Genomic DNA, 25316 nt, shown 5'->3' with positions numbered 1-25316 from the left:
AATGAAGCGGACTATCGAGGGCTTGGCCCTAGCGGGATGGCCTCTTTTAAGACAGGCTCTCGAAGCGGTCAGGGCTGTAAACCAAGCGGAGAGTACGGGCGCTTCTCCCGAGGAAGTTCGGCGTCTAAAGCTCTTGGCCGACTCCCTTTACGAGGCAGCTACCGATTACCAATTGCTGCTATCGGGTGATTTCAAGCCACCCATTCACTGAGAGACCAAAATGCCCAAGCAGCCAGCGGTGCTCTTTCCCGATCATCCAGCCTACACCGAGGCTGTTGACGCTATGCGCCGCTATCACGAAGCACAGAGTGCAGGGGCTTCGACTGAGGAAGTCGAGCGATTGCGATTACTGGCTGAGGACTTGTTTCAGGCCGTGACGGATTATCAGCTTCGAGCTCTCGGTAGGCCAAGCGCAACCCTTCATTAAGCATGTAGTACCCGAGCATGCTCACTGAACAGTCAGCGAGTAGTGATACCAATCCAACAGACGTCGGAGGTTGGTGATGACCGAGCCCAAATTGTGCTTTCCGAAGCGAATGTTTGTGAAATGCTTGGATGCTGGGGATGGGTCCGGAGACATCATAGTTGAGCTCCCTGACAACGTAATGGAAGCAATCGGCCTCAAGTCAGGTGACATGCTGAGTATTGAAAAGGCGGACGACGTTATCGTCCTTAAGCCGACTCGAAACGCCCCATCAACTGAGTGAAATCGAACGAGTTTTGCCACCCGCCTACGGAAGGAGATGGCCCTAAGGGAAATTGCCTAGAAGAACCAGAGTCACTTGGATCCATAGGTGTTCTTGATGAGGCTGGCAGCCTATCGATGCGTCGCTCAGCACATGTAATCCACAGCGCCGCCCCTATAGAACTTACCAAGCAATAGGTGCTGCCACTGACTACACGGCAGCAGCACTTTGCAACAGTTATTTTTTAACGTATTCGTAGTCAAAGTTCTTTTTGATAAATGCACGCTCAATAGGCGTGTTGTTGCCAATCTGCGCAACATAATCAAGGCGAGTCGGTTTAAACTCCGTAACAGAGTCTTTCATCATCGCCGTGATTTCGCGCTCAACCTTGTCAGTATCCAAAGTGGTATAGCCGAAGGTCTTGACCCAAACAGTGTCTACATCACCCAGCTTGACCCACCCCTTGTACTCCAACTGGGCATAGAAATCATCCCGATTGGATTTTGCATCAGAGTAGTCCAAAGAAAGCATAACATGCAGCGTCATAGCAATTTCCTAAATGAGGTTGTGAGGTAGCAGGCAAAGACAATGGTGCGTCGGGCACCCCTGCTGCTTTTTATTACTGACAGAACCCTACAAAAGCGTCAAGCAGTTGGTGTAAGTCCATCAAAAGCTATAATCATCGGTAATGATATATACCCACCCAAGCATAAGACTAAAGTCTAATATTGCAGGTTTTGAATTTACCGCAAGGCCACACAATTGTTACATTTCGTTAAAGATAACATGAAGCCTTTACTGCTGATTTGGAGGCGAATGCCAACTAACCCTGCATAAGAATCAGCACCGCTTTAGCGGCTAAAATTACAGCCCCAACCGCAGGAAATCTTGTCCTTCCAGGACATTTTTTAGGACGGGCAAAGAGATGCAATCAGGAGCCATCCATGCAGCGCGAAGCAATCGAGCAGGCATTAGCACTGAAGAGCTCAATGCAAGCAGCAATTGACACAGGAGAGATCGAAAACCGCCAGCAATTGATGGAATTAGCCGCTAGCCACAACTTAGCCGTGACCAGAAACGGTATTGACTATGCTGGATTCATGTGCGCAAGCGGGAAGCGATTTAGGGTTCACTTCAACTTCAACGATCGCCCAGTGAAGGAGAAAAGAGTTAAGGGTGAACGTAAACGAAAAATCACTACTGGCTTCTGGATCTATGCCCTAATCGCGCAAAGCAAAAGTGGCCAGCGCAAGGCTTGCTACGTAGGCCAAGCGGCCGATCTACGCAAACGTTTTAGAGAACATCTCCATCGACAGCGAGAAGGACATGGGTCCTACGCCTTATTCAGGTGGGCAGCTCAGGAGCAAGTCGATATTCAGGCAGTAGTACTTACCTGGGCACCAGGAACACAGAGTAACGCAACCCACTTTGAGGGCTACTGGCTGCAGCGGGCAGAGAATGCCGGTTTCGAAACTCCCGACGCACACAAGTGGGGTAAGTTGCCGCGACCTGATAGCTTGCCAGACCAGCCCCTCCTCTGGCCAACCACAGAGGTACAAAAAAGCGCGATATCTCTGATCGAGGTCGTGATGCAAAAGCTCACTCCTCAGGTTCTCTGCTTTAAAGATGAGCTAAATACAACGTCCTTTGCAAGTCAGTAACCTGAAGCTTAGGCTTCACCCAACCACTTCATCTGGTCAATGCGCTTATAGGCCTCGTAAAGCGAGATGAGATCTCCCTGAGCCATGATATCCAGCGGAGAACGACCATCAAAAAACGGGTTGTCGTTCTTCAACACAGGGAAACTACTGACATTGGCCGGATTAGTGAAGACCGTGCGCAAAGAGGCATGAATGTTCAGCACCAAGCTGACCCGCTGCTGTTGATCAAGATCGAGCCGTCGACCTGAGACCTGGTCCCGGGACGCGCTGTAGTAAGTAGCCGGGGATACCCTAAGGATTCGGCAAGCCTGCTGAACTGTAGCCTGCCATCCACGGAGAATGCGCACCGCAACCCTCAAAGCCACAGCGGCTTGCTGCCTGGACATCACAGCATGATTTGACGTTTCCATGGCGAACCTCGGCATCTATCTGAGCGCTAGGATACACCTCTTTGACGAGTACAGGCTGCACCTGCCTTTAGGCTCAGGCTCCCATTGGTTTGGGGCGAATGCCTTGCTAAACGGCTTTTTGGGGCACAAACGTCGTCTTACGAGATAGCTGAAGCTGAGCCCAATGCCGGATGCTCTGCTCAGCTTTCGGAAGGGCTTCCAGCCTCCCAAAGTACTTTGTGCCAACAATATCCGCGTGAGCGATCATTCGATCCGCATCTACCGACGTGTCGTAAAGGCGAAAAGCTGGCGTGTTGCACTTACGGAAGAGAATGCCTCTGACATCCTGAGCGCTCATCGTTACGGCACCCAGAGAATAAATCTCAGGATTCTTAGTACTTTTGCGTACATCGATGGTGTTACAAAAATTCAGCACACCACCTATGCCTTCTTTCGCGAGTTCGAGGCGAGTCACCGATAGGCCTTGAGTAAAGGCCCTATCAAACACCTTGTGAGTCACCGAACCGTTTATCGCTGAGTGGTAAGGATGACTCGCGCATGCAGCCACCTGCTCAGAATTCTGAACAGGACGGGGCGAGAAAGCACTCACCGATAGTGTTGGGCAGGAGCAGTTATGGCTGCACACCAATAGCGCACTGACACGTTCCGCGAACTTATCAACGCTACCTGCGCCGCGCTCAAATGTTTTTCGGCAGTCGCCACAAATTTTTGTACTAGTCATCCGTGAAGTACATACCAAGATACTTAGCCAAAGAATCATCCAGCCGCTCAGAAGGGCTGACACCATCACAAATAAATTCATCACCCCTGGAGATGAAGAAAGAGTAACCAGCGTTGCCGTCAAAATCTGCCGAGATATAGAAAACATCATCGGTCCAGACGATAGCAACCGAGCCATCTCCGCCCATCGTCACACTTGGTACTTGAATTAATCTACGCTGAACCACTTTGAGGAAGGTCGCGACCTCTCTAGCAGCCTGGGGAGAGGCAGGCAAGCCTCCATAGCCATCCCAGTTAACTTGTTCTTCAACGAACACTTTAAGCCTATCTACTGCATAGCTGTAGTCTGGCAGAAATTGAGTTAAGGGTTTAGCTGCAAAGATTTGTGCATCGCCATGCTCGCTAAAAGCGGCAGTGAGTGACCGAGACTCAACCCGCTCAGAAGTCAACTGCTTGATATACAAGTTCATGTGATATGCCTGCCGGAGAAGTTCGACAGGTACCTGGCGCGAATGAAGCATGCGCCTCAAAGCTTCTTGCAGCATCAACATTTCAGAGCCAGATGCGCGTAATCTTTCAAGTTCAGAAAGCGCAAACAGGCTAGCAGCAGCTAAAGCAGAAACATAGCTAGTAGCATCTTCGCGAGCGCGGGATGGCTGAGAATGAAACGCACGAGGGTTTGGGTAAGAATCCACACCAAACTTCATAACAGTTGAAACAGCTGCGCTCATTTAGTCACCTCCCTTTCAGGAAAAAGCTCTAACGAACGAACAATATTTTCATTGAGCACCGAAGCCAACAGATCCTTATTCACTTCATGAAGATGGTCAAAATGCCCAAACAAATCAACAAGGGATGTGGTGCCGGCAGGTTGTTCGCCGAGATCAAACTGATGCATCGTGCGAACAAAGAGATTAGTTTCATCTCCTTCTCGCGCCTTGGATACATGCAAGTTGACTAACAACTGACTGACTTCAGACGCTGAATGCTCATCAAAATAACCTTCATCAAGGTGCCAGAGACCTTCTGAATTGAAGACTCGGCGTGGCAATGAGGTACACTCAACATTCAACAGATCAGTAAGATTTCCATCAAATTGCTTTAAGCCGAATACATTCGAAACCCTGAAGTCTATTGAGGAAATTGAGACTTGCTTTGAAACAGCCTCATAAAAGACGTTAAACACATCAAAGGCTAACGCTCGTGTTTTTTCCCAACCGGGATATCGTGAGTTGATAGCGAAACCAAGGCCCGAATCGTTTACAACCATTTCGACTAACTTTTCGTCGATAGCGCCTTCATGGTCATCGTTGTCATCGAAAAGGATGGCAAAAAGCTCTGCACTCTCATCTTCAGATGCATCTTTCACAACACCCGCGACTGTAGCTCGGACTCCCGAAGTACTTATCTCAATCTTTCGGGGGAGCACCTCAGCGATACGATCGCCCAAGGTCGATAGCTGCGCCATGGTTGCGGCGTCGAGTGGCTTATCCCAATCCAACCCGAGACTCAAACGCTCAACTGCATGGATCAGCCCATGCGGGAGATGGCGGATTTCGGCGTTCGGCTTATTTTGGAACATTAGGTTGTTTGATCCATGGTTAGTGAGTCCATTCACATAGCCCCTTGTAGTGAGGGGAGCACATGACCGACTCGTTCGAGGTTTCCCTATGACGACGAGCATGCGGTTTTGGTTCGCATGCTTTAGGAGGAGTAACCCCCTCCAGGTCACCTCCTAGCGCGACTGAAATCGAGCTGGGAGTAGGAGCCTCACATTTACGTGCACTAATTGTGTGCTCGTAGTGGCAAATGGCCATATGCACAATCAAATTGCCGCTAGCTTACGATTTCGATGAGCCTACTGTCCATAGATGACCTCGCCCCCCATGTGCTTGAGGTGAGGTATAGCAGCGATGTGAACCTCGTGCTCAAGGACGGGCTACTGAGGCATCTCCATTCTCTAGAGCTGTCTCCAGAGCATCTACGACGCTTCGAATCAGCTGCTCACTCTGCGGCCAGGCATTGATGAGGTCTTGTACCTTCTGCGGCAAGTCACCGCTTGATGAGGCACCGCTTGCAAGCGGCACAGGCACTTGCAATATTTCGCAAACTTTTCGCAAATTTTTGCTAAGCAAAACGCCTTCACCACGCTCCATCCGAGAGATCTGCGTGTAATGAACACCTGCCTTTTCTCCCAGCATTTTCAGTGACATACCCCTTCGTTTTCGTGCCACCTTGATCTGGGAGCCGAGTAGCTTAATGTTCATCTGAGCCTGGTGAATTTGCAAAAAATATGCTATATATTTGCACATATTTTCACGATAGGCGAGACGCAAAATGGCTGTGTACGTGGACTCAGAAGGAATTCGTTGGAGGGGGCGCGAGTGGTGCCATCTGGTTGCAGATTCGCTCGATGAATTGCATACCTTTGCCGATCGCTTGGGGTTGAAGCGCAGCTGGTTTCAATCCAAAACCCTCTACCCCCACTACGACGTCACAAAAACCGTTCGCACTCGAGCGCTAGCTTTGGGAGCTCAAGGGGCAGATCGTGAAACAATCGTAAGTTGCGCGAGACGAATGCGATCCGAGATGATCCAGCTCTACAGAGCCACCGCCGCTAGCGCATAGACTCATTGATTGAAAAGGATTTCAAATGCCCAGGCCCAAGCCTCAACCCATGCCCCTTTCTATCCCTGAGTATCGCCTCAAGGCCTGCAAGACAAACCAGTTCGAACAGACCGCTGAGGGATTTCAGCAGCTCAAATTTGGATACTTCGGTGAGGTTGGCGGCCTGCTGTCTGCCGTAAAAAAATCCGGCCGCGACAACCTCGCAGCGACAGTGACAGAGCTCGCGGCAGAGGAGCTAGGGGACGCGCTTTGGTACCTAATCAACGTTGCAGCGCTTGTTGATGTCGACCACAACCAGATAGGTGACAGCTGCCTGATCGCCCTGCGTAAGCAGTATGGGGAAACGGAACAAGAGCCGGTTGAGCCAGTGACCTTTCGCCACATCGACAGCTTGATGGAGGTTCGGAGAAAGCCGGACTCCATCGATCGCTCCACGCAGCTAGGTCGACTCGCAAATCATGCCGGCCAAATGGCAACGACGACGTACCAAGCCTACAAATCGATGGCACCTCACGTTCGCGCTTCGAACCTCGGGATGCACCTGGCTGAGCTCGCCGTGGCCTGTGCCAGCTTCGACTTGAGGTTAGAAGATGTTGCACGCGCGAATCTGGACAAGATTCACAGCAGATGGCCAGGCGATGAAAAGTCTTTCCCTGCCCCTTTCGATGAAGGCTTTCCGGAGCACGAACGCTTTCCACCGATCATCGCCATGAAATTCATTGAGCGCGGCAAAGGGACCAATGCCTATGTTGTTCAAAGCCTGCACGGGGTGTTCATCGGCGACCGTCTGACGGACAACAGCAATGAACCTGATGACTATCGCTTCCACGACGTGTTCCACTTGGCGTATCTGGCTTACCTGGGCTGGTCTCCTGTCCTCAGAGGGCTGCTCAAGCGCAAACGCAAGTCAGACCCCAAGAAAGATGAGAATGAGGATGGCGCTCGCGCCATGATCATTGAGGAAGGCATTGCCACCTGGATCTTCAACCACGCTAAAACTCACCGCTTCGACGGCGAGGACAAGCAACGCGGCCTGGACTACAACGTCCTCAAGCAGATCCGAAGCATGGTTGAAGGTTACGAGGTGGACAAATGCCAGCTTTGGCAATGGGAAACAGCGATTCTCAAGGGCTTCGAGGTATTCCGGCAATTGCAAAAGCACCGAAGCGGCACGGTTACCGTCGATGTGCTCAACCACACCATGCATTTTGATCTACCAACGAAGAACCCGCAGCCATGACCCCTACAGCTTTCGTGAACGCCTTGTCCGAGTTGAAACTGGACAACGTGTTTAACCCCTATGCCGATACCTGCCCGGTTCATGATCGCGCCGACGCTGTCGCGTCGCGTCGACGCAACCTGCGAGGCTATCTGAAGGCCGCTGCTGAGATCGGGGTGGATACGATCTGGATGGGGCGTGACCTGGGCTACCGCGGAGGACGACGCACAGGGCTGGCACTTACCGACGAGTTCCATCTGCCGGAAATGACTCAGCGGTACCCAGGCTCGAATTTCAAGCAAGCAACACTGGGCCCAGCTATCGCGGAGCGCACTGCGTCTGAGATTTGGTCGGTACTTCGAGCCGTTGAGTTGCCGCCATTGCTGTGGAATGTGTTCCCGTTCCATCCTCACGAGCCAGGCAATCCATTCAGCAATCGAAAATTCACTGCGCGAGAACTTCAGCAAGTCGACGATCTGAATGGAACGCTGATCAAATGGCTCAAAGTGAAGCGAGTTGTCGCAATTGGCCAAGACGCCCTCAGCTATGCCAGCCGATTCGGAGTCGAGGTTGTGGGTATACGACATCCAAGCTATGGCGGGATCAAGGACTTCCGAAACGGAATGAGTGCACTCTATGGCATCCCCGTTGAAACCCTTGACCCCAAGCGCCAGGCGTCGCTCTTCTAGACCATCAATCGAAGCTATTCAGTAAAGCCCTGGTAGCCTTTGCTCCACCGAGGCTCTGCATGTCGAGAAGGGCATGCGTGGAAATTACCGTTAGAGGGCCGCGCTCAAACCCAGACTCGACGGCAACGAAATTGTGCAAGTTGTTCAGCCCAATCAGGTTGCCAAGTACCCTCTGGCCATACCAGTGCGACCTGTACATGGCCGTGAGATCTAGCTTGCCCTGCGTCACTTTGAAACTGAGATGGCTCAGGCAAGGCATGTTCCTGGGCATGTTCCGATCAGCACCAGGGTCGTACAGGGGAAGCTCAAAGCCAAATCCGTCATCCTCAAGATCGAACTCGACATCTATGACACCCAGCTCGTAAACGGCCTGGTAGCACCGTCCGTCTTTAGATTTCTGGAGCTTGCGAACCAGTGCTTCCAGCGGGTTGTAGGTGGTTTTCCCATTACGAGCCACCCGCCGTATCATCCGTAGCGCATATGTGCCCCAGGTGCCCACTTTCTGCCCCCTGGTCATCGCATTTACGTACGATTCGTAGAACGCAGGCCGCTTATCCAACTTGTACAGATTGTTGGGGAAGATAGTGCTGGCGACCGTTTGGACACTCAAGCCAGGCGAATGCTGCTGAAGCGCCGCATCCACTGCGCCGATGACATCGCGATCCTGAGCATTCAGCTCGCCAGGAGATGCAATTTCCAGCACCAGGTTTCTTTCAGTGTTTCCTTTGCAGCCGGCCAAATGGCGAGCGGCAGCCAGCCAAGCTGGAACAATACGTTCACCGTGAATCAGAACTGCCATGTTCTACTCCAAATGCGCACGCAGCGTGCGACTCGATGTAAGCGGCGGATATCCAGGCATGGCCATTGAGCCCCCATGCCTCTCCCCAGGTATTTCTAATCAGAAACCAAGGCTGTGAGCCTTCGTCATAGCCCAGGCCGACGGCAACGACCGCGTGCATCATCGCACCCGGCAATACTGTCGGACTGAAAGGGATAACTCCATCCACAGGCTGGTAGAAGTCGAGCGTCAGTTTCAACGCCAAGCCCATAGGTACCATGGCCTGCATACTGCCAATGAGATGCCCAACATCTGCAGCGAAGAATTTGATTGGGCGCCCATGCAGCGCAAGATCCTCTGGAAGCGCTTCAAGCGGAACCTGAGGCTCATCAGCCTGGTAGGGGTACTCGCGCTCTTTAGGATGGCCGAGCTGCGAGGCTTCAATTGCTGCAGGAATCTGCAATCCGTCTCCAGGTTTCCAGCCAGGAATTCTCGAGAGCGTTGCGCGGTAAAAATACTCTGGGCCGAGATCTTCATCCACGAATGACCTGTTGAGATCGGTCACTGCAAACGCCAAACACGTTGGACGGTTACCTTGGTTCTTGGCTACGACTGGCTGCTTGTCGACGAGGCACTCCACCGTGATCACGAATTCCGAACCTCTTCGATCAGAGCCAACTTGGATTCTCGCGAAAGCCCTTCCCCCATGGGCTCGAAGTGAGCCTTGGAAGAGTAGGAAGCGTCACCAGGCTGCTTGCCTTCCCACGGCCGAATCTCGGAAAGAGCCACGGCCTGAGGAGCGGTATAGCTTTCAGATGCGCCTGTCAGCAGGTAATCCATCGAGGTCTCAGCCCCAAAGGTCAGCCTACTCGGATCAACTGGCGCAGATGGCGCCGGCTGCAATGTGAAGCCTTCAGACACGATCTGATCAAGAGAATCAGCGAGCCACAAGAAGCCCGCACTGGCATGGCTTTTCAGGCGGATGATCAGATGATCATCGGGACGGGGCTCTAGAACCGAGGACTGGTCGCGCTCATCGAAGACCCAGACGTCTTTTGTAGCGTCAGGTAGCGGGCCATTAAACAGAACCTGTTTGATCGCAGATGGCTGAGTCTTGAGCAAGCGTTGGACGGTATCGTAATCAACCAGCTGGTGGCGCAGCAGTGACCACGCAGCAGCGGAATAGCTCACGCCTAGCCGGAGGGCGAGCTGATAGAGATTGAAGGGTTCGTGCAGGGATCTGATGTTCCAGCCTTTCCGCTTGCAAACAATGGTCAGTAGCGCGCGTGGTACTAGAAGGTGATAGCCAAACGCCTCCGCTTCCTGCTCCATTTCAGCAGCCTTGGAGCCGTACTCGATAATCTCATCGAGGGCAGTGTTATGGCCCATAAAGTAGTGACCCAATTCATGCGCGCAGGTCATGTGGATCAGGCCTGCGGATCGGGCCGAGTTCAACAAGATCCCTGATCGCTCATCACGGATGAATGCGCCAAGCAGCTTGTCCATTGGACGGAGTGCCACAGACAGCCCCTCGGTGGCGGCAACCTTGAAAGGGTCCACCCGGGTGTATCCGTCCTGTTCAATACGCTCCATAGCGCGGGACTTTTCGAAAACCTCAGCAGCCATCCTCGCTGTCGTCAGCGCTATGTTGCGACGGGCCATGCGTTACTCCATATCTCTTCGCGCCGACTGCTTCAGAAATTCAGCAAAGCGAGCGACTTCTTCCAGATCTTTATCTGACAGGCCCTTAACGGCCCTCGCCAGGAACGCCAGCTGCTGTGGACCTTCTGGCTCCGGCTCCACCCCAGTCGTTAGATAATCCAGCGTGCGACGATAGAGCTTTGCCAGCTTGCTGAGCTCAAGAGCCTCGACTTTTCGAACACCCAACTCAATATTGGTGATAGAGGGGCGCGGGAGCCCTAACACAGATGCGACGTCATCCTGCGAAAGCCCCACGTACTCGCGAGCCCTACGCAGCCGGTCACCTATCTGGTTGCGTTCGCCTTGCCGATCCTCAGCCACCGGCGCCCCCTTCGAGATGCTTCAGCACCCCATTCGTGATTTCTGTAACGAACTGCTGCCTGGAGGTGTATCCACCGTGACGGACGATCAGCTCAACAGGCAGCTTACAGTTCACTATTTTATCGATCCCAACGAACGCATCGCACGCAGCAATCGAATCAAGCGGCGCACCGAGATCATCGGTAGCCAATGGATCTTCAAGTATCTCCAGCGCGCGCTTGTCCCAGAAGTCGCCAAGCAGCTTTTCGATTTCGACCTTGACCTTTACGCTCACAGTGTTCACCCCGTAAGAAAATCGAACAGTCTTCGTAACGAAAAGCTACATCAAGGTGTGGCGGGTTTCAAGCCAGCACACAGCAGCGCTCATCACAGCATACTAAGCCATCTGCAATATTAAAATGGCATCACGCCAGACAGATGAGCACACGCTAACCCAGGAAAAGCAGAGCTAAATCACGCTGCGACCTAGGCGCCTCGGGTCGATTGGGCCACTCGTGCATCGCCACCCCACATCCATCGCGCAACGGTAGATACAGATCCCGACAAGGGTGAAATGGAGTAACTCAAGGTGCGTAAAAATTAGTAACAATATGTCTGCAGAAGATCTCAAGGGGCTGAAATTTTCGCTGGCAAGATCAAAATTCCGCACAGAGCTCTAACAAAGCCACCTCAACTAGACCGGCAACCATATTTCATGGTAAAGCCATACTAAAGCCTTCGATAACCACTATTACCACTATCGATTTCGCACAGAGGAAATACGAACTAAAATTAACACCGATGAGAAGCGGGATTAGGTTCCCCTCCCTACACCTAGTCCTGCGACGTTTCATCGTCCTTTGGTTTGCCGCCTGTTATCAGGCGGCTTTTTACCAACTCCGAATTTGCTATGGCGTCAACCAACATGACGACACCAGCAACACGTAGGCTCCTTGGGGTTATCATTAAAAATGACCCTCCCTTCGCTATGGCCGAAAGGCCATAGCATTTTTATTGTCTATCGTAATTTCTCTACGACAATAGCACTAGCCAATTCATGGCTGCCTTAGATCCAGGTCATTCTCTTTCTGTGCTTCTTCAAGAGCGCTAATTGCATCTTGCAAGCTGTTGAACACCGGAGCCAATGCGGCAGCAATCTGATCTGCTCGCTCAGTCGGAGTCCAGGCTCTTTTCCCGACAAACAACTCATCCCCAAATCGCGCTCTCAGCTTTGCCAACTGATTGCTCACGGCCGGCTGCTTCACCCCCAGGCATTCTGCCGCCCGGCTGACGCCGCCCTCGCGATGTACAACTAGGAATGCAATCAGGCAATGAAGATCTGCGTCTAAAAGGGCACTTTCATCATATATCATTTTAAATACTCAACTCTTCTCGAGTAAAAAACGACCTGAAGCATATGCTTTTGCAATTATTACTCAAACAATCGAGCAATGCAGAAAACGTTGGGGTTGAATAGTGTTCAATCATGCTTTCCTCATCACTCCAAAACCCACTAATGATGAGCGAACTAAACTGTTTGTTTAACGCAACCATCACGTAGTTCAAACATTCAGAATCGCACTTGATGACATTCACAAGCTCATCAATAGTCAACAGCACGTCATCACTCGGACGACCGACAAAGCTCACTTCCAGAGCACTAACTGACACCAGACTCATGATTTCTACTCCCGACGTAAAATTGGCAAGCGCTCGCCATCCTAATTTTTAATAAGATGCGACGAATCAATTTCAAGCTGAAAGTTAGGGCGACGCTTAGCAAAGCGCCGCCCAACTTATCACATAGACTTCGTGCTCCAGCCGCCTCCAAGAGCCTTATAGAGTTGTACTTCACTGTTGATCTGATTGAGCTGGTCATTCAGCAGTTGCTGCTGAGACGCGAACAACTCTCGCTGAGCATCCAAGACCGTCAGGTAGCTATCGATACCTTGGTCATATCTCTGCTGCGCCAGATCGAAGTAGGATTTGTAGTTCTCCACCAGCTGGCTTTGGGCAGTGAGCTGCTTGCCATAGGTGCCTCTAGCGGCCAATCCGTCAGCAACTTCCCGAAAAGCCGTTTGGATGCTTTTCTCATAGGTCGCTACGCTGACGTCCTTCTGAATCTCGGCGTAGTCGAGATTGGCCCGCAGTCTGCCAGCGTTGAAAATGGGTACACTGATCTGCGGGGCAAAGCTCCAGCTGTCAGATCCACCATTGAACAAGCCATCCAAATCACGGCTGGCCGATCCAACCGAAGCGGTCAGGCTGATGCGCGGGAAGAACGCTGCCCGAGCAGCGCCGATGTTGGCATTGGCGGCCAACAGTTGGTGTTCGGCCGCACGGATATCGGGTCTGTTTAGCAATAGGTCCGCTGGAAGTCCAGCTGGTACGTCCCCAATCGCGCTCATTGCCAGAGGCGAGCCTTTGGGCAAGTCCTCAGGGATTTTCCCGCCCACCAGCAGCTGAAGAGCATTGGCATCTTCAGCAATTCGCCGGGTGTACAACGCTTTTTGCGCCTCCGCCTGATTCACCAGGGTGCGAGCTTGCCGGACATCGAGCTCTGAAGAGGTGCCAGCCCCAGCGCTAGCCTCGATCATCGAAAGACTTTCGACGTAGCTGTTCAGTGTCGCATCGGTCAGTTCCAAGAGTGCCTGATCAGTGCGCCATAAGAAGTAAGTGGTAGCCACGTCACCAACCAAGGCAATTTGTACGCTGTGCTGCGCTTCTTCCGTCGCCAAGTACTGCTGCAGTGCCTGACTGGTCAGGCTTTTAATGCGGCCGAACAGATCCAGCTCGTAAGCGGTAACCAAGCCCACTTCGTACTGGCTGTCGATGCGGGATTGCCCTGTTGGCGACAGGTCATCCGGCAGACGTCGACGGCTACCAGATGCAGCGCCATCGAGCGTCGGGAATCGCTCTGCTCGCTGAATTTGATAGAGCGCCCTGTACGCCTCGACATTCTTGGCTGCAACTCGCAAGTCGCGGTTGTTCTGCAGGGCAACATCCAGAAGACGGATGAGCGCTGGGTCTTTGAAGAACTGCTTCACCTCGGGCAGAGCCGTCGATGCACCTGCTTCAGCAACCTGCCCAGTGTAAGCCTGGCCTTTTGGCCAGCTCACCTCAACTGGCGCGTCCGGTTGACGGTAATCGGGGATCAAGCTGCACCCACTCAGCATGAGCACCGCAAAAACGGGGAGAGACTTAAACTTCATGAGTCTCTACCTCGCTGGCGTTAGGTTTACGCTTCATGAATCCCTCAAACAACTTAACAACCACGACATAGAACAAAGGCACGAAGAAAACAGCCAGCACGGTAGCGGTGATCATGCCTCCCACAACGCCGGTAGCGATGGAATGCTGACTACCAGCCCCGGCCCCAGACGCGATAGCCATCGGCAGCACGCCGAATGTGAAGGCAAGCGAAGTCATGAGGATTGGGCGCAGCCGCAATTTCGCAGCCTCTACAGCGGCTTTACCGATTGGGTAGCCCTGTTTCTCGTACAGCTCCTTGGCGAATTCAACGATCAAAATGGCGTTCTTCGCAGAGAGGCCGACAGTCGTCATCAAGCCGACCTGGAAGTACACGTCAGCAGTAAGATCGCGCCACAGCGTGGCTAGAACCGCGCCGAGAATGCCCAATGGAACCACCATGATCACTGACACAGGCACTGACCAGCTCTCATAAAGAGCAGCCAGGCAGAGGAACACGATGAGAACAGTCAGCGCATACAACAGGGGTGCTTGGTCGCCCGTTTGAATCTCTTCGTACGACAGACCCGTGTAGCTCAAACCGATGCCAGGTGGCAGCTGTTTCATGATCTCGGCGATTTCAATCATCGCGTCACCGGTGCTGTAACCGGGTGCAGGCTCGCCCAAAATGTTCAGGGCAGAGATGCCACCATAGCGTTCCAGTTTTGGAGAGCCATTGACCCACTCTCCCGTGGCGAAGGCCGAGAAAGGAACCATTTGCCCAAGGCTATTGCGTACGTACCACTTGTCGAAGTCTTCAGGAGCAATGCGCGAAGTATCTTCGCCCTGGATGTACACCCGCTTTACACGACCACGATCGATGAAGTCGTTGACGTACATCGATCCCCAGGCCGCCGACATCGTTTCGTTGATGGCTGCAATGCTCACCTGCAGTGCACGAGCCTTCTCGTCATCGATGTTCACCTGGAACTGTGGTTCGTCATCCTTGCCGTTCGGACGGACAGCTTGGAGCTTTGGATTCTCACTCGCCAGTTGCAGGAACTGGTTCCGAGCCGCCATCAACGCCTCATGCCCAAGACCAAGGTTGTCCTGGAGATAGAGGTTGAAGCCCATGGCATTACCCATCTCCAAGATGGCTGGTGGAACGAATGCCATGACACTTGCATCTTTGATTTTGGCGAAATGCTGATTCGCTCTCTGAGCAATGTCGAATACACCCTGCCCCTTGCCGTGACGCTCCTTCCAATCCTTGAACGTGATCAACACAAGGCCAGAGTTTTGGCCGCGGCCAGCGAAGTTGAAGCCGTTTACCGTCATGAAGTGCTCAACAAGCACCCCCTCGTCGTTGGCCAGGTACTCACGCACTTCTTGCAGCACACCCTCGGTCCGCTCAGCCGAGGCGTTAGCCGGCATGCGCACCTCAATCATCATCAAGCCCTGGTCTTCATTGGGCAGGAATGCCTTTGGGATCTCTGTAAACAGATAACCCGTACCACCGGTAATCAGCACGAATGCAAGCAGGTACCGACCGCGATGCTTGAGCATTGCGCCAACACCCCGCTCAAAGCGCAGCGTGCCTCTGTCAAAGACTCGGTTAAACCAACCGAAGAAGCCTTTCTTCTCGTGATGACCATGACCTTCAGGAGCTTTGAGAATGGTCACGCACAGTGCCGGAGTGAACACGAGAGCGACAAAGATCGACAGCCCCATACACACGACGATCGTGATTGCGAACTGCTGGTAAATGATGCCGGCAGAGCCACCAAAGAAGGCCATAGGTACAAACACGGCCGACAGCACCATACCGATACCCACCAAGGCCCCGGAGATTTGGTCCATCGACTTGCGAGTGGCCTCGAGAGGCGATAAGCCTTCCTCGTGCATAAGCCGCTCGACGTTCTCCACCACAACGATCGCATCGTCCACCAACAACCCGATGGCCAGCACCATGGCGTACATGGTGAGCACGTTGATGTTGATGCCGAAGTAAGGCAGCAAGGCGAATGTGGCAAGCAGCACCACTGGTACTGCCAGCGTTGGAATCAACGTGGCCCGGAAGCTCTGCAGGAACAGGTACATCACCAGGAAGACCAGTACAACGGCCTCAAAGATGGTGTGAACCACCGACTCAATAGAAGCGTCGACGACAGGCGTTGTGTCGTAGGGGTAAATGACCTCAACCCCTTCAGGCAGGTATGCCTTTTGCTGATCCATCAGCTTCTTGACCGCGGCTACGGTTTCCAAGAGGTTGCCGCCAGTGGACAGTCGCAACGCCAAACTGGCAGTAGGCGAGTCCTTGTATTGGGCAGAGATCGCGAAGCTGTCCGCCCCAAGTTCCGCGCGGCCTACATCCTTCACTCGGACCTGGGAGCCATCCGCATTTACCTTGACCAGGATCTCTTCAAACTGACTTGGCGTGGTCATGCGCGTCTTACCCAGAACGGTCGCATTGAGTTGCACGCCGGAGCGAGTTGGCAATCCGCCCAATTGGCCCGACGATACCTGGACGTTTTGCTCACGAATCGCAGTCGCGACGTCGGTCGGAGTCAATTGGTAGCTGTTGAGCTTGCCTGGATCCAGCCAGATGCGCATAGCGTAGGGCGAACCAAACAGCTGGAAGTCGCCGACACCGGGTATACGAGAGATTGGATCTTGCAGCTGTGAAGCAATCAGGTTGCCCAGATCGAAGTTGTCCAACTTGCCGGACCGATCAACCAGGCTCATCACCAGGAAGAAGTTCATCTGGTACTTAACAACCCGAAGACCCTGCCGCTGCACCTCTTCCGGCAAGCGCGGAGTCGCGAGCTGCAGCTTGTTCTGCACCTGTACCTGCGCGATATCAGGATCAGTTCCCTGCTCGAAGGTCACGATGATGGTCATGCTACCGTCGGACGCGCTCTCTGCCGACATGTAGCGGAAACCATCCAGGCCACTGAGCTGTTGCTCAATAACCTGAACCACTGTGTCTTGGACAGTTTGTGCGGAAGCACCCGGATAGCTGACCTGGATCGATACCGCAGGTGCCGCAATGTTCGGATATTGGCTAATCGGCATTTTTACCAGCGACAATGTGCCAGCAAGCATCGCGACAATCGCGAGAACCCAAGCAAAAATGGGCCTGTCGATGAAAAAGCGAGACATGACTGTGGCCCCCTCAGTTAGCCGAGGCTTCAGTTTTGGCAGCGAACTCGGCTACCAAATCGACGTTTTTCGCTTCTACAGCGTTGACTGCAATACCGCTGCGGACACGCTGGACACCTTCGGTGATGATTCGCTCACCAGCATTAACGCCTTTGCCGATCAGCCAGGCGTTCCCCACCGTGCGGAGAGTCTCAACTTCACGTGATTCGACCGTATTGTCCGATTTCACAACCCAGACAGTCGGAACACCTCGCGTATCGCGGCTAATAGCCTGCTGCGGCACCAGGATTGCCGCCTGCTGAACACCTTCCTTGAGCAGCGCGTGGACAAACATGCCAGGCAGCAGCTTGCGGTCAGGATTAGGGAATTCGGCACGCAAGGTGACCGACCCGGTTGTCGGATCGACACTCACTTCCGAGAACTTGAGCACACCTGGCAACGGGTAAGCACTGCCGTCATCCAGGCTCAGGCTGACATGCGCTTGGTTCTCTCCCGAGTTCTGCAGTCGACCGGATTCCAATGCCTTCTGCAGGCCCAGCAGCTTAGTGATCGGTTGGGTCACGTCTACATAGATGGGATCCAGCTGGGTCACGGTGGCCAACGATTGGGCTTGTCCATTGGTGACGAGCGCCCCCTCCGTTACTGCCGAACGCCCAATGCGTCCCGAAATGGGAGACAGCACACGGGTGTACTGGACATCAATACGAGCGACTTGATAGTCGGCTTCAGCCTGTTTCCAGGCCGCCAACGCATCGTCGTATTGCTGCTTGCTAACTGCCTTGGTCTGCAACAGCGTTTCATAACGCCGAGCCAAGTTTTCTGCGGTAGTGCGGTTGGCTTCAGCACGGCGCAGTCGGGCCTCGTAGGTACGAGGGTCAATCTGGTACAGCTGCTGCCCCAGTTTGACTTCAGCACCCTCGACAAACGAACGCTTCTCGAGAATTCCTGAAACCTGAGGACGCACTTCTGCAACTCGGTAAGCCGAGGTGCGTCCAGGCAGGTCAGTGGTCAAAGTCAGCGCTTGCGAACGCACCGTATAGACACCCACCTCAGGGGGCGTAACGGCCACGCTTGACTGCTTCTGTTCTCCGCACCCCGTTATCAGCATCAGCGCAACGAAGGGCATCACGTGTGTTGCACGCAAAGGTCGTAAGTGTTTCACCAGATGGCTCCATGTCTCCGCCCCTATACCGAGGCATGTGGTCTCAGAATCGCATTGTGGTTAAGTGTACCATTATGCGGTACGATGGATGCAAGCGAACCAGAACGACCGTCGGTCGCAGTGATATGGCGTCAGCGATCAGGACAGGTGACTGGCTTGAGTGGACAGGGAGCTCTAAAGTGACGGCCAAATAGAGAAAATGCGGCAGCGACGGTCCGCGCAGAGGAAGTGATATGAATCAATCAGACGAAAATGGTGGGAAGGCTGGAGGCATTCAGGTTATTGCCCGAGCGGCCTCCATCATGCGTGCGCTAGGCAGTCATCCACATGGCCTAAGCCTGGCCGCCATCGCACAGGTTGTTGGATTACCCCGCTCGACGGTGCAGCGAATCATCTACGCGCTTGAGGAAGAGTTTCTCGTGGAAGCACTTGGCCCGAGCGGTGGCTTCCGGCTTGGGCCTGCGCTAGGCCAACTCATCAACCAGGCACAAACCGACATTCTTTCATTGGTGAAACCATACCTCCGCTCGCTCGCTGAAGACCTTGGCGAATCGGTCTGCTTGGCCTCACTTGCAGGAGACAAGATTTATGTCTTGGACCGCATTGTGTCCGAGCGTGAACTGCGGGTTGTATTTCCTATTGGGATCCACGTCCCGGCTGCTGCAACCGCTGCTGGTAAAGTGCTCCTCGCGGCTCTCCCCGAAGAGTCGCTTCAAACAGCACTCGCCAAGCAGCTTCCTGTCTATACCCCCAACACACTGGGACGTCAGGATCTGATTAAGCAGCTGAAAGAAGTCAGAGTGAGCGGTTTGGCAAGTGATATCGATGAGCACATCGACGGCGCATGCTCGTTCGCAACCTTGTTGGATACCTACCTCGGCTACTACTCGCTCGCTGTAGTAACACCCACTGCCAGGGCCAGATTGCAATCTGACGCGATTAAAGAGTCGCTTCTGCTAAGCAAGCAGAACATTGAACGCGCGATTGGTCGTGCCTCGAAGAAAACGAGCTGAAGTCGATGGCCAGGAAGACCGCAGCCGAGGCTGAACGAACACGCCAGCGGATTATTGAGGCCGCGGCTGAAGTGTTTGCAAGCCAAGGTGTACCAGATACCACCCTTGAGCAAATCGCTCGCAGGGCGGGGGTAACCCGCGGTGCGGTCTACTGGCACTTCAAAGACAAGCAGGATCTGCTCCGCAACGTCTTGTCGTCTATTGAGCATCCGCTGGAGCTAGCTTTTTCAGTCGAAACAGACCTTGATCACGCATGGGAGTTGATGATCGCTGCGATGGTGGATGCGGTGAGCCTACGGAGTTCAAGGCAGCTTTCTGAGATTTTGATTTTTCATGGGCTGGACGACACCGGAGAAATTCATCATCGCCTGATGAAAGCGAGGGAGCATTTCACGCGTTACCTCGACTTGGTGCTGGACTGCGCGATCAAGCGAGGTGAGTTACCGGCGTGCCTGGATAAGCACACCGTCGTAGAAATGTTCAAAGGTTTGACCACGGGCCTTCTCTACGAAGGACTCAAAAACAATGAACACGAATGCCATGTGATCCGGGCCACGCTGCAGTCTTTCTTGGTTCTGCTCAGAGCGCCACCGCTCCCACTACAGAGCAAACTAGAATTCTAGCTTTCCAACCTCACCGTCACACTGTGCCCAGGCACCCCTTGGATAAGATGGTGCCTGAAGCCAATGCTGTGTCAGCGATAGCAATCAGATTGCCAACGCGCGCTCACGCAACTCGCTGTTGAGGATGCGGTCGTTCTCGCTGTAGTCGACCGGGCAGTCGATTACGTGGACGCCGGGGTTGGAAATACAGTGATCGAGCAGCGGCTGTAGTGCATCTGCGCTCTCCACTCGGTAACCGTGGGCGCCGTAGGCTTCGGCGTACTTGACGAAGTCCGGGTTGCCGTAGTTCAGGCCAAAATCGGTGAAGCCCATGTTGGCCTGCTTCCAGCGGATCATGCCGTAGCCGTCGTCACGCAGAATCACCACAGTGATGTGCATGCCCAGGCGCACGGCCGTCTCCAGCTCCTGGCTGTTCATCATGAAGCCGCCGTCGCCGCACACGGAGATCACCGGACGATCCGGGTGCACCAGGTGTGCCGCCATGGCCGATGGCAGGCCGGCGCCCATGGTCGCCAGGGCGTTGTCCAGCAGCACGGTGTTCGGCTTGTGCGCCTTGTAGTTGCGAGCGAACCAGATCTTGTAGATGCCGTTATCCAAGGCAACGATGCCTTCGGACGGCAGCACGCGACGGATGTCGGCAACCAGGCGCTGTGGATAGACTGGGAAGCGGTCATCGTCACCTCCTTCAGCGATCTGCGCTTCGTTCGCATCACGGATCGCCATCAGGCGGTTGAAGTCCCAGTGCGCGGTGTCGTTGAGTGCTTCGCTGATCTGCCACACGGCGTTGGCGATGTCGCCGATCACTTCGACCTGCGGGAAATACACGGCATCCACTTCGGCGGAGCGGAAGCTGATGTGGATGACTTCGGTGCCGCCACGGAGCATGAAGAATGGTGGCTTCTCGATCACGTCGTGACCAATGTTGATGATCAGGTCGGCTGCTTCGATGGCGCGGTGGACGAAGTCACCGGACGACAGCGCAGCGTTACCCAAGAAGCGCGGGTGACGCTCGTCAACCACACCTTTACCCATCTGGGTGGTGATGAACGGGATGCCGGTCTTGTCGATCAGCTGCTTGAGGACCTTGGCGGTCATCTTGCGGTTGGCGCCGGCGCCAATCACCAAGATTGGACTGCGGGCGTTCTGCAGCTTCTCAACAGCAGCCTCAATGGCCTTGTGCTCAGCCAGTGGACGGCGGTGTAGGCTCGGTGGAATCGGTAGAGCGTCGGTCTGCTCGGCCGCGATGTCTTCCGGCAGTTCCAGGTGCACGGCGCCCGGCTTCTCTTCTTCCGCCAGGCGGAAGGCTTCACGCATGCGCGCCGGGATGTTGTCGGCCGAGGCGAACTGGTGGGTGTACTTGGTGATGGGGTCCATCATGCCGCACACGTCGATGATCTGGAAACGGCCCTGCTTGGACTTCTTGATCGGCTTCTGGCCGGTGATCATCATCATCGGCATGCCGCCGAGATAGGCGTAGGCACTGGCGGTCACCAGGTTGGTCGCGCCAGGGCCCAGGGTCGATAGGCTGACGCCGGTCTTGCCGGTCAGGCGGCCATAGGTGGCGGCCATGAAGCCCGCGGATTGCTCGTGGCGGGTCAGTACCAGCTTGATCTTCGACTTGCGCAGGGATTCCAGCAGGTCGAGGTTTTCCTCACCAGGAATGCCGAACACATACTCGACACCTTCGTTTTCCAGGCATTGCACAACGACATCAGCGGCCTTGGCCATCATTCACCTCATCGCACTCAAGGCAGTTCATCGCCCACAGAGCGACGCTCATCAGCAAAGCGTCACTGACTCTGGATGTGAACCTTCAGTTTTAGTAGCCGCACCTAGGGGCGTGATATCACACGGGGGGTCGGCTTTCTTTAGGCCTGAGGAGTCATTCCTCAGATGAAAAAAGGCCCGGCAGATTACCGGGCCTTTGAGCAATTACTTTCCGAGGACTTTTCGAAGTGCTTGCTGCAACTGAGCTTCGGCTTCTTCAACAGACCAAACGGCATCGCTCTGGCGCCAGGCTACATAACCATCAGGTCGCACAAGAATCGCGCCTGCCTCATGCACTTCACGTACAGCTTGCCAATCACAGTACAGATCTGCGGTACCTTTGGCGCCGGTGACAACGATGTTGAGGAATGGCAAGTCCAGACGCTTAGCAACATCCACCCATGCCTGCCCCGCAAGACCGGTGATCAGCGTCATTTTCCCTTTACCCACTACGTCGAGCGTAGAGACTCGATGACCAGTCTCATTCACCAGCCAAGCATGCGGGACCTTGGCGCCAGGACGAGTCGTCGCCTGTAGGTAGAGCTCTTTGTCGCGAGCCCATACTTCTTCGCCATCACTTGGGTCTGCCATCACGGCTGAGGATTGGTAGCGCTGATTCAACTCAACACCCTGGGCGTTGAATTCGCGGCTCTTGATCTCGAGCGCGCTCTGCAGATTCATCCGGACCTCGACCCCAGCTGGACTTGGATCACGCATGCGCTCCAAAAGCTTGGCGACAGTGTCGACACCCTTTCCGAAGTTGAAGCATTCCTTCAACAACGCATAATCCTTACGCGACTGGTTCGCACGCGCCACAATCTGCTTGCCTACTGGCGCACGCTCAGCCGTATAGCTTCCAAGCAGTTCTGGGCCTGCGAAGCCTTGAAGTACATAGGCCAATTTCCACGCGAGGTTGAAACCGTCCTGCATGCAGGTGTTCGATCCCAGACCACTGGATGGCGGATGACGGTGAACCGCGTCGCCGGCACAGAACACACGGCCTCGCGAGTACTCGGTGGCATGTGCCTGATTGACGTACCAGGTCGACATACGCTCGATCTGTACTTCCAGATTTGGATCACCAACCAATAAGCGAATCTTCTTCAGAACCGCTTCTGGCGAGAGGTCCGGGGAGCCTTTGGTCATGTCGAAGCCCCAGCCGGCAATCCACTGATCCCACGGACGGATAGCACGCAGCAGACCCATGCCGATTTCCCCAAAGCCAGCTTCGGGCGTGGCGATCCACTGCAAAATGCTGGGTCGATGCTGAACATACTTGCTCAGATCGGCATTGAAGATCACATAAGCAGTACCTGCACGAGCCATCTCGCCTTCGATCGGCAGGCCAATTTCTTTGGCAACTTTGGAGTTAGCTCCGTCGGCACCGACCAAGTACTTTGCTCGCACCTGATATTCAGCACCAGTGAGCACGTCTTTCATCCGAGCGGTGACACCTTCAGCGTCCTGCTCGTGGCCCAGATATTCGGTGTTGAAGCTGACTTGTGCACCACGAGCTGCAGCGTTCTTGAGCAGGATCGCTTCCATCTCCGGCTGGATCAGATCCAGCATGGTGCAGGGGCTACCTTGGACGTAATCGCCTTTGCGTTTGTCGCCGGTACCCCAGGTACGCATGCGAGCGATTTCTTCACCCGCCAGGCTTGTAGTGAACAACGTGTCACCCATCTGATCCCATGGGGTAGCAGCTCTCACCACCTCGTCTTCCAGGCCCAAATCGCGCACAACTTCCATGGCACGTTGGTTCGTGATGTGCGCTCGTGGGGAGTTCGCCAACCAGTTGAACATGGTGACCATTTTGACTCGAATGCCGTAGGTGGCGAGTGCCAAGGCAGTAGTTGCACCTGCGGGGCCGGTACCAATGACCAGAACATCGGTATCGAAGCTGTTGGAGGTAGTCATTTCTTATTCTCCAGGCATTACAAAGTGACGCTCAGAACTTGCACGCAAGCCCGGAACACGTCCGACAGATCCCGAAGTTCGCCCGGCAAGCGGTTGCCGCCGAGTGGCCATTCGAGAGGTAGATTTATAGGGAGAGTCGCGTCCTACTTCAGCCGCGCGCGGGGCCGAGTGGACCGGATGGGGGATGGGTGATTCATGGTACCTCCTGATCTTGTATTTTTTTTCAGGCCATCAGAGTGTCTGTTGAGCTTGGTCTAGGCAGAACACTCAGTTCATGCTTGCATGCTAGCATGCAAGAAATCCCGTCGCAATCATCCCTCACTGCCTTTCGTCCCTGAGATTGCTCAAAAAAAAGCCACGGCGTGAGCACGTGGCTAAAGGGTGTCGCACGTAGGAGGGGTCTACGCAAGCTTCACCAAAGGGCAAAGGTATAATCGATGTTTACGCGCAGTTCGTTGTCATCTCGGTGGGTGGCCCCCGGCCCGAAGTCATTGCGGTACCAGGCGTGCCTTACCCTGAACGCGACGTCCTTGAAGGTACCGCTCTGGATCACGTATGAGAGCTCAACGTCTTTCTCTGTCTCTTTCAGGTTGCTGCCCCCTAGCTTTGGCAGATCAATGTTGTCACCACTGACATAGCGGAGCATTCCCTTCAGCCCAGGGAGGCCGGCGCCCACGAAATCGTAGTCATATTTGACCTGCCAGCTTCTCTCCTTGGGATTGAGAAACTCCGAGTTCAACGTGCCTTCGGTGATAACAAGAGGCTCGGTGCCAAAAAGATAAGGCATAGCCGTGTCACCGGTTAACTGCATGTATCCAGCGCCCAAGCGGTGCCCACCCAGCTGGTAGGTGAGCATCAACGCGGTGTTCCGGTTGTCTACCTTCCCAGCTTTCGAAGCACCGTCTTCGCGCGAATCATAAAAGCGGAAATCAGAGGTCAATCGACCAGGTCCGATTTCGCGGTTGTCCACGAAGCCGACGTAGTTCTTGTCGTAGATATCTTCAAGCTGCGCGTAGTAGTACTTGAGGGTAAGGTTCTTCGACCACGCGTAATCGCCTCCCAAGAAATAGAATGCATCAGATTCAGCTGCCCCATTGAAGCGGCCATTAGGTGCCGCTACCCGCATCTTCTGGTAGTCAGTCGAGTCACGCAGGTTGATTCGGTCAAGCCACCCAGCATGCAGCGACAGGCCATCAATGTCCTGCGAACGTAGGTAGGTGCCACGGAAGGTCTGCGGCAGCAGACGGGTTGGACTCGCGAAGGCAATTGGCAGAAATGTACTGACGGTACCGTACTGAAGCTCGGTCTTGGAGATCTTCATTTTGGCTGTCAAACCCAGCTCGGAATAATCCCTGGCTGGTTCTCTGGTGCTAGCCGAAAAAGGCAACAGACCCGTTCCGACCCGATCACTCGACGAGTCCAGTCGTAACCCCATCATGGCTTGAGCATCCATACCAAAGCCCACCGGCCCGTCAGTAAAGCCGGAAGAGAAATTGACGATGAATCCTTGGGCCCATTCCCGGGCAGCAGCTTGCGGGGTCTCGTTGATGTAGTTGCGGTCAAAGTAGTAGTTGCGCAGGGTGGCCTTGGCTTTCGAGTCTTCGATGAATCCCGCCGCCTGGATGGAAGTCGCCTGTGCTACAAGCAAGCCTGCTAGGGCTGCAGTTCTAGATCTGCTCATGTCGTGTCTT

Annotated in this window: 27 protein-coding genes; 8 read left to right on the top strand and 19 right to left on the bottom strand. The window is 54.2% G+C overall.

Translation table 11 applies throughout. The annotated features are described in order from the left end of the window. The first annotated feature begins 1 nt into the window (after nt 1). Together PM2_RS32080 and PM2_RS31560 are read left to right on the top strand one after the other, a co-directional pair. Nucleotides 2-211: a hypothetical protein gene (locus tag PM2_RS32080; RefSeq protein WP_015272258.1), complete on the top strand. Its 210-nt coding sequence runs from the start codon at nt 2-4 to the stop codon at nt 209-211. A 9-nt stretch (nt 212-220) separates the two neighbouring features. Then, nucleotides 221-427, top strand: a complete 207-nt coding sequence (locus tag PM2_RS31560; RefSeq protein ID WP_028699230.1) for a hypothetical protein — start codon at nt 221-223, stop codon at nt 425-427. Nucleotides 428-923: 496 nt separating this feature from the next. Here the strand turns inward: PM2_RS31560 and PM2_RS15785 are convergent, their stop codons facing one another. Continuing rightward, on the bottom strand, nt 924-1232 hold the full coding sequence (locus tag PM2_RS15785; RefSeq protein ID WP_015272260.1) for a hypothetical protein: 309 nt from the start codon (nt 1230-1232) through the stop codon (nt 924-926). A gap of 398 nt (nt 1233-1630) precedes the next feature. Between PM2_RS15785 and PM2_RS15780 the strand changes: the two genes are divergently transcribed. Further along, the gene (locus PM2_RS15780) at nt 1631-2347 is read left to right on the top strand and encodes a GIY-YIG nuclease family protein (RefSeq protein WP_015272261.1); all 717 of its coding nucleotides are present in this window, start codon (nt 1631-1633) and stop codon (nt 2345-2347) included. 8 nt (nt 2348-2355) lie between these two features. Here the strand turns inward: PM2_RS15780 and PM2_RS15775 are convergent, their stop codons facing one another. The 5 genes from PM2_RS15775 to PM2_RS30125 form a co-directional block, all read right to left on the bottom strand. After that, entirely contained in the window at nt 2356-2757 is a 402-nt protein-coding gene (locus PM2_RS15775) for an antitoxin Xre-like helix-turn-helix domain-containing protein (protein WP_042132119.1), read from the bottom strand. A gap of 106 nt (nt 2758-2863) precedes the next feature. Further along, on the bottom strand, nt 2864-3211 hold the full coding sequence (locus tag PM2_RS15770) for a hypothetical protein (RefSeq protein ID WP_028699232.1): 348 nt from the start codon (nt 3209-3211) through the stop codon (nt 2864-2866). A gap of 259 nt (nt 3212-3470) precedes the next feature. After that, nucleotides 3471-4208: a hypothetical protein gene (locus tag PM2_RS15765; RefSeq protein WP_137138303.1), complete on the bottom strand. Its 738-nt coding sequence runs from the start codon at nt 4206-4208 to the stop codon at nt 3471-3473. Continuing rightward, nucleotides 4205-5059 (bottom strand): hypothetical protein, encoded by an 855-nt coding sequence (locus tag PM2_RS15760; protein ID WP_015272265.1) that lies wholly within the window; start codon nt 5057-5059, stop codon nt 4205-4207. The genes PM2_RS15765 and PM2_RS15760 overlap by 4 nt, the downstream gene beginning before the upstream one ends. 346 nt (nt 5060-5405) lie before the next feature. Then, complete coding sequence (locus PM2_RS30125; RefSeq protein ID WP_170977509.1) at nt 5406-5744, bottom strand: helix-turn-helix domain-containing protein; 339 nt, start codon at nt 5742-5744, stop codon at nt 5406-5408. A gap of 70 nt (nt 5745-5814) precedes the next feature. On the opposite strand from PM2_RS30125, the gene PM2_RS30120 reads away from it, so the two are divergent. Genes PM2_RS30120 through PM2_RS15745 form a run of 3 tightly spaced genes read left to right on the top strand, consistent with a single transcriptional unit; the run spans nt 5815 to nt 8013 of the window. Next, nucleotides 5815-6105: a DUF4031 domain-containing protein gene (locus tag PM2_RS30120; protein WP_015272266.1), complete on the top strand. Its 291-nt coding sequence runs from the start codon at nt 5815-5817 to the stop codon at nt 6103-6105. A gap of 25 nt (nt 6106-6130) precedes the next feature. Then, nucleotides 6131-7345: a nucleoside triphosphate pyrophosphohydrolase family protein gene (locus PM2_RS30980; RefSeq protein WP_015272267.1), complete on the top strand. Its 1215-nt coding sequence runs from the start codon at nt 6131-6133 to the stop codon at nt 7343-7345. Next, nucleotides 7342-8013 carry a uracil-DNA glycosylase gene (locus PM2_RS15745; RefSeq protein ID WP_015272268.1) on the top strand — a complete coding sequence of 224 codons (672 nt, stop codon included), beginning with the start codon at nt 7342-7344 and terminating at the stop codon, nt 8011-8013. Before PM2_RS30980 ends, PM2_RS15745 begins: the two co-directional genes overlap by 4 nt. A 4-nt stretch (nt 8014-8017) precedes the next feature. Here PM2_RS15745 and PM2_RS15740 read toward each other — a convergent pair whose 3' ends face one another. From PM2_RS15740 to srpA, 10 genes are all read right to left on the bottom strand, one after another. Next, nucleotides 8018-8812: a thymidylate synthase family protein gene (locus tag PM2_RS15740; protein WP_028699234.1), complete on the bottom strand. Its 795-nt coding sequence runs from the start codon at nt 8810-8812 to the stop codon at nt 8018-8020. Then, nucleotides 8790-9356, bottom strand: a complete 567-nt coding sequence (locus PM2_RS30115; RefSeq protein WP_157765905.1) for a C1 family peptidase — start codon at nt 9354-9356, stop codon at nt 8790-8792. The genes PM2_RS15740 and PM2_RS30115 overlap by 23 nt, the downstream gene beginning before the upstream one ends. 80 nt (nt 9357-9436) lie before the next feature. Then, nucleotides 9437-10453, bottom strand: coding sequence for an ImmA/IrrE family metallo-endopeptidase (locus tag PM2_RS15730; RefSeq protein WP_015272271.1), 1017 nt, complete (start codon nt 10451-10453; stop codon nt 9437-9439). Nucleotides 10454-10456: 3 nt separating this feature from the next. After that, nucleotides 10457-10813, bottom strand: a complete 357-nt coding sequence (locus tag PM2_RS15725) for a helix-turn-helix domain-containing protein (protein ID WP_015272272.1) — start codon at nt 10811-10813, stop codon at nt 10457-10459. Continuing rightward, the gene (locus tag PM2_RS15720; protein ID WP_099594231.1) at nt 10806-11087 is read right to left on the bottom strand and encodes a hypothetical protein; all 282 of its coding nucleotides are present in this window, start codon (nt 11085-11087) and stop codon (nt 10806-10808) included. Before PM2_RS15720 ends, PM2_RS15725 begins: the two co-directional genes overlap by 8 nt. Before the next feature lie 760 nt (nt 11088-11847). Beyond that, nucleotides 11848-12165, bottom strand: a complete 318-nt coding sequence (locus tag PM2_RS15715) for a LysR family transcriptional regulator (protein ID WP_015272274.1) — start codon at nt 12163-12165, stop codon at nt 11848-11850. A 1-nt stretch (nt 12166) separates the two neighbouring features. Continuing rightward, nucleotides 12167-12472 (bottom strand): hypothetical protein, encoded by a 306-nt coding sequence (locus tag PM2_RS15710; RefSeq protein ID WP_028699235.1) that lies wholly within the window; start codon nt 12470-12472, stop codon nt 12167-12169. A 119-nt stretch (nt 12473-12591) separates the two neighbouring features. After that, nucleotides 12592-14004 carry a solvent efflux RND transporter outer membrane subunit SrpC gene (srpC, locus tag PM2_RS15705; protein WP_015272275.1) on the bottom strand — a complete coding sequence of 471 codons (1413 nt, stop codon included), beginning with the start codon at nt 14002-14004 and terminating at the stop codon, nt 12592-12594. After that, the gene (srpB, locus tag PM2_RS15700; RefSeq protein ID WP_015272276.1) at nt 13994-17143 is read right to left on the bottom strand and encodes a solvent efflux RND transporter permease subunit SrpB; all 3150 of its coding nucleotides are present in this window, start codon (nt 17141-17143) and stop codon (nt 13994-13996) included. Before srpB ends, srpC begins: the two co-directional genes overlap by 11 nt. A 13-nt stretch (nt 17144-17156) precedes the next feature. Then, nucleotides 17157-18269, bottom strand: a complete 1113-nt coding sequence (srpA, locus tag PM2_RS15695; protein WP_033740380.1) for a solvent efflux RND transporter periplasmic adaptor subunit SrpA — start codon at nt 18267-18269, stop codon at nt 17157-17159. A gap of 269 nt (nt 18270-18538) precedes the next feature. On the opposite strand from srpA, the gene srpS reads away from it, so the two are divergent. Together srpS and PM2_RS15685 are read left to right on the top strand one after the other, a co-directional pair. Beyond that, a complete protein-coding gene (gene srpS, locus PM2_RS15690) occupies nt 18539-19318 on the top strand; it encodes a solvent efflux transporter transcriptional repressor SrpS (RefSeq protein WP_015272278.1) in 780 nt (259 codons plus the stop codon). 5 nt (nt 19319-19323) lie between these two features. Next, the gene (locus PM2_RS15685) at nt 19324-19941 is read left to right on the top strand and encodes a TetR family transcriptional regulator (protein WP_015272279.1); all 618 of its coding nucleotides are present in this window, start codon (nt 19324-19326) and stop codon (nt 19939-19941) included. An 84-nt stretch (nt 19942-20025) separates the two neighbouring features. Here PM2_RS15685 and PM2_RS15680 read toward each other — a convergent pair whose 3' ends face one another. The 3 genes from PM2_RS15680 to PM2_RS15670 all read right to left on the bottom strand — a co-directional run bounded on the left by PM2_RS15680 (nt 20026) and on the right by PM2_RS15670 (nt 25306). After that, entirely contained in the window at nt 20026-21669 is a 1644-nt protein-coding gene (locus tag PM2_RS15680) for an acetolactate synthase large subunit (protein WP_015272280.1), read from the bottom strand. A 204-nt stretch (nt 21670-21873) separates the two neighbouring features. Further along, nucleotides 21874-23625, bottom strand: coding sequence for an FAD-dependent oxidoreductase (locus PM2_RS15675; RefSeq protein WP_015272281.1), 1752 nt, complete (start codon nt 23623-23625; stop codon nt 21874-21876). Between the two features lie 412 nt (nt 23626-24037). Further along, nucleotides 24038-25306 carry an OprD family porin gene (locus PM2_RS15670; protein WP_028699237.1) on the bottom strand — a complete coding sequence of 423 codons (1269 nt, stop codon included), beginning with the start codon at nt 25304-25306 and terminating at the stop codon, nt 24038-24040. Nucleotides 25307-25316: the final 10 nt, after the last annotated feature.

Source organism: Pseudomonas monteilii NBRC 103158 = DSM 14164 (assembly GCF_000730605.1).
Taxonomy (GTDB): domain Bacteria; phylum Pseudomonadota; class Gammaproteobacteria; order Pseudomonadales; family Pseudomonadaceae; genus Aquipseudomonas; species Aquipseudomonas monteilii.
Note: the sequence above shows the minus strand (reverse complement) of the source record. Positions and strands in the feature narration are given on the sequence as shown.